The following is a 6,861-nucleotide window of genomic DNA, read 5'->3' as shown; positions in this document are numbered from 1 at the left end:
GTTGTGGCCTGTGGCGGATGCGCTTCGCTTATCCGCCCTACCGTGCATCCGTGTAGGTTATTTCTGAATCGTGCCTTACCGGTTCGGGACTTGCACCCGACGGGTCACACAAAGAGGTTTCTGAGAGTGTCTTCCTGCGCTATCGTCCTCCCCTTCCAGGCTTTGCCTGGCGCAACGGGGTTATGATCAAGCCCCCCAATCTTACGCTGACCTCCCATTGGCCCGAATGCCGCTTGAAGACAGGGCCTGTTTTGCCGCGAGACTTACCGCCATGAGCCAAGCCAAGTTCGACATTCCCTTTCAGAGCGCCGTCAGCCCGGAAGTGCTGGACGCCGACACCCGGATCCACTTCCGCTGCTACAAGGGCATCTCCTGCTTCAATGCCTGCTGCAAGCAGGCGGACGTAACCCTGGCGCCGTACGACGTGATCCGGCTCAAGCGCCGCCTGGGAATGAGTTCCACCGACTTTCTTGCCAAGTACACGGTGCCATTCCAGATGGACCAGGACGGTACGCCCGGCATCAAGCTGCGCACCGACGACACCGGCACCTGCCTGCAACTCAACGGTGACGAGGGCTGCGGCGTCTACGAAGACCGCCCCACCGTCTGTCGCTACTACCCCGTGGCACTGCTGGCCTTGCGCGAGAAGGGATCCGCCGAGGCCAGGGAGCAGTTCTCGCTGGTCAAGGAGCCGCACTGCAAAGGCCATCTGGAAGCGCGGGAGATCCGCATTGGCGACTACCGCACGGAACAGGGGGTGGAGGAATACGACGAACTGAACCGCGAGTGGTATCAGCTGATCCTGAAGAAGAAATCCGCGGGCCCGACGGTGGGCCGACCACCGGAGACCAGCCTGCAGCTGTTCTTCATGGCCAGCTACGACATGGACCGCTTCCGCCGTTTTGTGCTGAGCGACAACTTCCGCAGCACCTACCAACTCACGGATGACTTTTACCTGGAACTGGAACGCTCCGACGAGGAACTGCTGCGCTTTTCCTATCGGTTCCTGCGCCAGGTGCTGTTCGGCGAGCACAGCGTGCAGGAGGCGGCGGACGCCTGGGAAAAGCGGGTTGCCGAGCGCAAGGAGGTCTGGGATGCCCGGCGCGAGTTCGAGCTGAAGCGCCGCGCTGCGGCCGAGGACGAGAAATACCGCCACCAGCCGGATGCCGAATCAACCCCTGATCAGAATCCCGGCGATCGGCCCTGCTGCGACTGACGGAACAGCCCTGGCCCCGCCGCTACTCAGCGGCCCTGCAGGTCCGCAGGGCCGCCGAGCGGAACAGGTCGACTAGGCCGGCTACCAGCTCACCGCACCCTCCGCGACACCCTCCAGCATCGCGGCCACCTCCTGCATCACCTGGCTGCCCTGGGTCTCGCTGTCCGAGATCGTCCGGTATGCGACATAGGTCGTGTCCGGCTGATCAGGCAAGGTGTAGACCGACACGATGAAGGGACAGTTGACGATTCGCGCCGGATTCTCCGCAGTCATCCGGCGCGACAGGACGGCACTGCAGAACTCCACCGACTGCGCGCTGCCGTAGATCGCATCGCCCAGCCCCAAGTCCTTGCCGGTGCGCTCCAGCATCTCGTCCATGTGCATGATGTTGTTGATGTACATGCCGCGCTCCTGGATCGAGAGCTTGAGCGCGTCCATGACATCCTCGAAGCTGCTGTCACTCTCGTAGACGGCATAGTCCCCGGCCCAGGCGGGCAAACTGCCGAGACCAAGCGCGCCCAGCAGGACGCCAGCGCGCAGGTGTGACTGCTTGATCATCGATTCGGACCCCTTGCTGACGCCGCTCACAGCCCCGGTGTCACCCGGGCGTCTGCAGCGGCGAAGATTGCATCAATCCGGCCCAAGCCGCCCGACCGCCAGCCCCGGAGGCAGCGGCCAGCGAGCGCCGGTCACGACGAGCGTGGATCAATACCGCCCGATCAGTACTGATCCATGGGCCGGAACGCCGGCGCCGAGGGCCAGCCGTCGGCCGGTGAGGCGGCGGGGGCCGCCGACTGCCGCTGGCTCTCCAGTTGCTCGATGCGGCGCTTCAGCACTTCCAGTTCCTGATCCTTGCTGCTGTTGGCCGCAGGGGCCGTCGGTGCGACGGGGGCTGCCGGCGCGGCATAACCCGGAGCGGTGTAACCGGGTGCCGCGTAACCCGGTGCAGCCGGGCCGGGTAGCGCATAGCCAGGTACCGCGCCGGGTGCGACGCCATAGCCTGGCATGCCGTACCCGGGGGCTCCGTAGCCCGGCGCTACCCATGGGTTGCCCCACGCGTTGCCGTAGGGTCCGGGGCCATAGGGACCGTATGGTCCGTAGGGTTCGTCGGCGTAGTAGTCGTCATCATTGCTGCCGCCGAACCATCGGCCCGGATTGAACATGTCGCCGAAGTTCACGGCATGCGCCACTGGGACAAGTGCCGTGGATGAGGCCACCCCCAGCGCCAAGGCAATAGAACGCAATCTGCTAGTCACGTTGAAACATCCTCCATCGGCATTGTGATTGATTCGATACGATCGAGCCGATTGCAACCGCATCGCTTTTCCGCGACCGAGAATACTACACCGGGGGTGTGTCATGGCCGTGGCCGTGGTGGTGGCCATGATGATGATGGTGGTGGTGATGATGGCCGCCACCTGCCGGATGCAGCGCCATGCCCTCCGCCGGCAGCCCCGGCCGCAGCGTCCGCCCCTGGGCAAGGCGATCGCGTTGCGCGGCCTTCTCGGCCCGCAGCCAGTCCAGCCACGGGGCGATGCCCTCACCACCCGCACGTGCCGAGATCCGCTCGAAGGGCACCGTACTGGCCAGGTTGCGCAGACAGGCCTCGGCCCGCTCCGGCGCAAAGTCGTCCAGATACGCCAGCAGATCGGCCTTGGTCAGCAGCACCAGGTCCGCGGCGCGAAACATCACCGGGTACTTGGCCGGCTTGTCGTCACCTTCCGGCACCGACAGCAGGGTCACATTGCGATGCTGCCCCAGGTCGAAACTGGCCGGGCACACCAGGTTGCCGACATTCTCGATGAACAACACATCCACCGCCGTGAGATCAAGCCGATGCAGCGCGTCGTGCACCATATGGGCGTCCAGATGGCAGGCGCTGCCGGTGGCGATCTGCACCGCCTCGACCCCCTGTGCCCGGATCCGCTCGGCGTCGTTCTCCGTCTCCAGGTCGCCCTCGATCACGGCAATGCGGAACTCATCGCCGATGGCCCGGATGGTGGCCTCCAGCAGGCTGGTCTTGCCGGCACCGGGAGACGACATCAGGTTCAGCGCCAGCACGCCATGGCTGTCGAAATGGTGGCGGTTGTGCGCCGCCTGACGATCATTCTCGCCCAGCAGGTTCTGCAACACCTCCACCGAGGCCCGGCCGTCGGCGGTGCGGGCATGCGGGCCGTCGGCGCGGACCAGGTGTTCGTTGGCCGGTGTAATGGTGCAGCCACAGGTCTCGCACATGGTTTTCTCCCGTTAGAAGGTCACTTTCCAATGGTCCGCCTAGCATGCGCCATCCGGAACGCGCAGTTCAAGATTGGCCAGCAACATCTCGTCGCCGCTGACCAGGCGCGTGCGATGGCTGCCACAGGCGGCGCAGAGCAGGCGGTTCGGCTCCGCCTCGCTCTCGGCGCCACAGACGGTGCAGGCCACCCGAACCGGCGCGGACTCGATCTCCAGCACCGCGCTTTCCGCCAGCGTGCCGGCGGCCGCAAGCGGGTAGGCATTGGCCAGCAGCGGCGCTTCGACGCCGGATAACGGACCGATCCGCAACAGGATGCGCTCGACGCCCTCGGCGCCGTGCTCGCGCGCAATGCGCTCCACCTCGTCGAGCAGCGACAGACAGACCGACAACTCATGCATGGGACGCCCCCCCATCTGGTCCAGGCCCTAAAATACCGCGGAACCGCGCCGCCGGTGCAACAAATCCACCCCACCGCCGGTCATACCCATACCATTCACCGCCGACTCGCAGGAATCCGATGCAACCGATCACGCCGCTTCTGATCTCCGCCGCGCTCCTCGTCGCCCCCCTCGTCGCTCCGCCACGGGCCCTGGCCGACACCGATTCCATCGTCCTGGGCATGGGCTGCTTCTGGGGGGCGGAAAAACGCATGGCCGCCGTGCCCGGCGTAACCGACGTAGAGTCCGGCTACGCCGGCGGCGATGCCGCCCAGGCCGGTTACCGCGACGTGCTGAACCTGGAGAAGGCCCTCCGGCGCGGCCGCAGCACCCAGCGCAATCACGCCGAGGTGGTCAAGGTCACCTTCGACACTGACCAGGTCTCGGTAGAAGAGGTCCTGATCGCGTTCTGGGAGAACCACGACCCCACCCAGGGCGATCGCCAGGGCAACGATGTGGGCAGCAACTATCGCAGCGCCATCTACTACAACAGCCCGGCCCAGCAGGCCGCCGCCATCGCCACCCGCGACACCTACCAGCAGGCCCTGAGCGCCGCCGATTACGGACCCATTACCACCGAGATCGCGCCGCTGCGCCACTACAACCGCGCCGAGGCCTACCACCAGGACTACCTGGTCAAGAACCCGGACGGCTACTGCGGTCTCGGCGGCACCCAGGTGGCCTATCCCGGACAGCCCGAGAAACCCGCGCCGCAGCGGCTGAACGCCGGCGACCTGAACCCGGAGCGGCAACTGATCGTCTTCGAGGCCCCGGACTGCCCCTACTGCGAGCAGTTCCGCGCCGAGGTGCTGGATGACTGGCGTTCCGAGGTGCCGGTGGCCAGCACCCTGGCCGGCCAGCCGCCGGAGGGCTGGCAACTGGACAAGGCCCTGTTCGCGACCCCGACCATGGTGCTGTTCGAGCAGGGCCGCGAGGTCTCGCGCTACACCGGCTATAGCGGCGACAAGGCGCGTTTCTGGCAGTGGCTGGGCCAGCGCATCCTGACCCCCGAGCAACGACGCATCGCCTTTGAGCAGGGCACCGAACGCCCCTTCACCGGCTCACACCTGGATGAAAAACGGCCCGGCGCCTTCGTCGACCCCATCACCGGCGCCCCGCTGTTCCGCACCGATACCAAGTTCAACAGCGGCACCGGCTGGCCCAGCTTCTTCACCCCGGTGGACGGCGCCATCACCCTGCACGAGGACCACTCCCACGGCATGCGCCGCATCGAGGTCCGCAGCGCCAGCTCCGGCATCCACCTGGGCCACGTCTTCAACGACGGCCCGCCGCCCACCGGCGAACGCTACTGCATCAACGGCAACGTGCTCGCCTTTGTGCCGGACTGACCTGCGTCGAAGCGGGGACAGTTCATGGTAGTTGAAAGTACTGGCGGGCCTGGCCAAGGCAGGTTGCAGCCAGGACGCAGAGCGATGACCATAGGGGGATCGATACTCCGGACGGTTGCATCAAATGACTGCGCTCTACCGGCCGCCACTCGGCGGCACCCTGCCCCCGCTGTTGCCAATGCGCGCTGTCGCAGCGGTTCGAGGCGACGCCCTAGCTGCAGCGCCACGGCAGCCAGGCGGCGCTGGCCGGCGGCCTGATCGTGCTGGAGCTGGATCTGCTCAAGCGCCGTCGCCACAGACACGACTGATGCGCAGGGGGATGAGCAAGCGATGAGCAGCCGGGTCGTCATCCTGGACCTGGGCAGCATCGACCCCGGTGACCTCGATCTGTCGGCACTGGACCGCGTCTGCAACCACTGGACCCGGTTCGACACCACCGCTGCCGAGCAGACCGCCGCGCGCATCGCCGCGGCGGACGTGGTGGTGAGCAACAAGGTAGTCATCGGCGCAGCGGAGATGGACGCCGCCCCCGGGTTGCGGCTGATCTGCATCGCCGCCACCGGCAGCAACAACGTCGATCTGGAGGCCGCCCGCGCCCGCAACATCGCGGTGACCAATGTCACCGGCTATGCCACCCCGGCCGTCGTGCAGCATGTGCTGGCGATCATGCTGCACTGGGCCACCGGGCTTTGGCAGCAACACCAGGCGGTGCGCAGCGGTGACTGGTGTCGCAGTCCGCACTTCTGTCTGCTCGGGCCCGCCTACGGGGCCCGCGTGCGCGAGCTGGCCGGGCGCCGCCTGGGCATCGTCGGCTTCGGCGAACTGGGCCAGGCCGTGGCCCGGGCCGCGGAGGCGTTCGGCATGCAGGTGCGAGTCGCGGACCGCCCCGGTGCGCCGCATCAAGCAGGTCGGGTGCCGCTGCAGGCGCTGCTGCCGCAGGTGGACGTGCTGTCGCTGCATTGTCCGCTCACCGCCGATACCTGGCATCTCATCGGCGCCCGCGAGCTCGCCCTGCTGTCGCCGGAGTCGTTGCTGATCAACACTGCCCGCGGCGGCATCGTTGATGAGCAGGCACTGGCCGACGCGCTGCGGGCGGGCCGGCCCGGCGCCGCGGCTGTCGACACCCTGAGCGTCGAGCCGCCCCCGCCGGATCATCCGCTGCTAGCGGCGGACATCCCGAACCTGCTGGTCACGCCCCATGCCGCCTGGAGCAGCCAGGAGGCGCGGCAACGATTGGTGGATGAGATTGCCGCCAACATCACCGCCTTCCGGCACGGCGAAGGGCGCAACCGAATCGGATGACGGTATATCGAAAAGACTAAAGTAAAGGCCTGGAGTTTTATAAACTGTCACGTTATCCTGCTCGAAAAGGTGACAGTGTATTTAACAGCCCAAAGCGTGGTGTTGGAGTTTGATAAACCGCCATCTCAGTCGACTGTCCACCTGAGTATACGGGCACGCTGCGCTTACCCATCCTGCGCTATTCGGCGGCGCATTTAGATGACTGTTTATTAAGGAACGCGCCCAAAACAAGGTGAACACTGTAGGGCGGGAAAAACCAACGCGAAAGCCGCTGAGTCCGGTTGGCGGTCGGCCTCCGAGAATACACCGACCCGCGCTACG

Annotated in this window: 7 protein-coding genes; 3 read left to right on the top strand and 4 right to left on the bottom strand. The window is 66.1% G+C overall.

Annotated elements, in window-relative coordinates:
* The first annotated feature begins 271 nt into the window (after nucleotides 1-271).
* On the top strand, nucleotides 272-1,216 hold the full coding sequence (locus F2Q65_RS19005; RefSeq protein WP_150094974.1) for a YkgJ family cysteine cluster protein: 945 nt from the start codon (nucleotides 272-274) through the stop codon (nucleotides 1,214-1,216).
* Between the two features lie 81 nt (nucleotides 1,217-1,297).
* Here F2Q65_RS19005 and F2Q65_RS19000 read toward each other — a convergent pair whose 3' ends face one another.
* The 4 genes from F2Q65_RS19000 to F2Q65_RS18985 all read right to left on the bottom strand — a co-directional run bounded on the left by F2Q65_RS19000 (nucleotide 1,298) and on the right by F2Q65_RS18985 (nucleotide 3,850).
* Entirely contained in the window at nucleotides 1,298-1,774 is a 477-nt protein-coding gene (locus F2Q65_RS19000; RefSeq protein WP_150094973.1) for a DUF302 domain-containing protein, read from the bottom strand.
* Between the two features lie 161 nt (nucleotides 1,775-1,935).
* Entirely contained in the window at nucleotides 1,936-2,472 is a 537-nt protein-coding gene (locus F2Q65_RS18995) for a hypothetical protein (RefSeq protein WP_150094972.1), read from the bottom strand.
* 85 nt (nucleotides 2,473-2,557) lie between these two features.
* Nucleotides 2,558-3,451 (bottom strand): hydrogenase nickel incorporation protein HypB, encoded by an 894-nt coding sequence (gene hypB, locus F2Q65_RS18990; RefSeq protein WP_150094971.1) that lies wholly within the window; start codon nucleotides 3,449-3,451, stop codon nucleotides 2,558-2,560.
* 39 nt (nucleotides 3,452-3,490) lie between these two features.
* Nucleotides 3,491-3,850, bottom strand: coding sequence for a hydrogenase maturation nickel metallochaperone HypA/HybF (locus F2Q65_RS18985; protein WP_150094970.1), 360 nt, complete (start codon nucleotides 3,848-3,850; stop codon nucleotides 3,491-3,493).
* Between the two features lie 119 nt (nucleotides 3,851-3,969).
* Between F2Q65_RS18985 and msrA the strand changes: the two genes are divergently transcribed.
* Both msrA and F2Q65_RS18975 read left to right on the top strand, forming a co-directional pair.
* Nucleotides 3,970-5,238: a peptide-methionine (S)-S-oxide reductase MsrA gene (msrA, locus tag F2Q65_RS18980; protein ID WP_150094969.1), complete on the top strand. Its 1,269-nt coding sequence runs from the start codon at nucleotides 3,970-3,972 to the stop codon at nucleotides 5,236-5,238.
* Between the two features lie 330 nt (nucleotides 5,239-5,568).
* The gene (locus F2Q65_RS18975; RefSeq protein WP_150094968.1) at nucleotides 5,569-6,540 is read left to right on the top strand and encodes a D-2-hydroxyacid dehydrogenase; all 972 of its coding nucleotides are present in this window, start codon (nucleotides 5,569-5,571) and stop codon (nucleotides 6,538-6,540) included.
* The last annotated feature ends 321 nt before the right edge of the window (nucleotides 6,541-6,861 follow it).

The organism is Thiohalocapsa marina (genome assembly GCF_008632335.1).
GTDB classification, from domain to species: Bacteria; Pseudomonadota; Gammaproteobacteria; order Chromatiales; family Chromatiaceae; genus Thiohalocapsa; species Thiohalocapsa marina.
The sequence above is the reverse complement of the archived record's forward strand: the minus strand, read 5'-3'. Positions and strand labels throughout refer to the sequence as shown.

Coding starts and splice junctions, on each gene's coding strand:
- F2Q65_RS19000 (WP_150094973.1), bottom strand. CDS start 1,774: ATGATCAAGCAGTCACACCTGCGCGCTGGCGTCCTGCTGGGCGCGCTT.
- F2Q65_RS18975 (WP_150094968.1), top strand. CDS start 5,569: ATGAGCAGCCGGGTCGTCATCCTGGACCTGGGCAGCATCGACCCCGGT.
- hypB (WP_150094971.1), bottom strand. CDS start 3,451: ATGTGCGAGACCTGTGGCTGCACCATTACACCGGCCAACGAACACCTG.
- F2Q65_RS18985 (WP_150094970.1), bottom strand. CDS start 3,850: ATGCATGAGTTGTCGGTCTGTCTGTCGCTGCTCGACGAGGTGGAGCGC.
- F2Q65_RS19005 (WP_150094974.1), top strand. CDS start 272: ATGAGCCAAGCCAAGTTCGACATTCCCTTTCAGAGCGCCGTCAGCCCG.
- msrA (WP_150094969.1), top strand. CDS start 3,970: ATGCAACCGATCACGCCGCTTCTGATCTCCGCCGCGCTCCTCGTCGCC.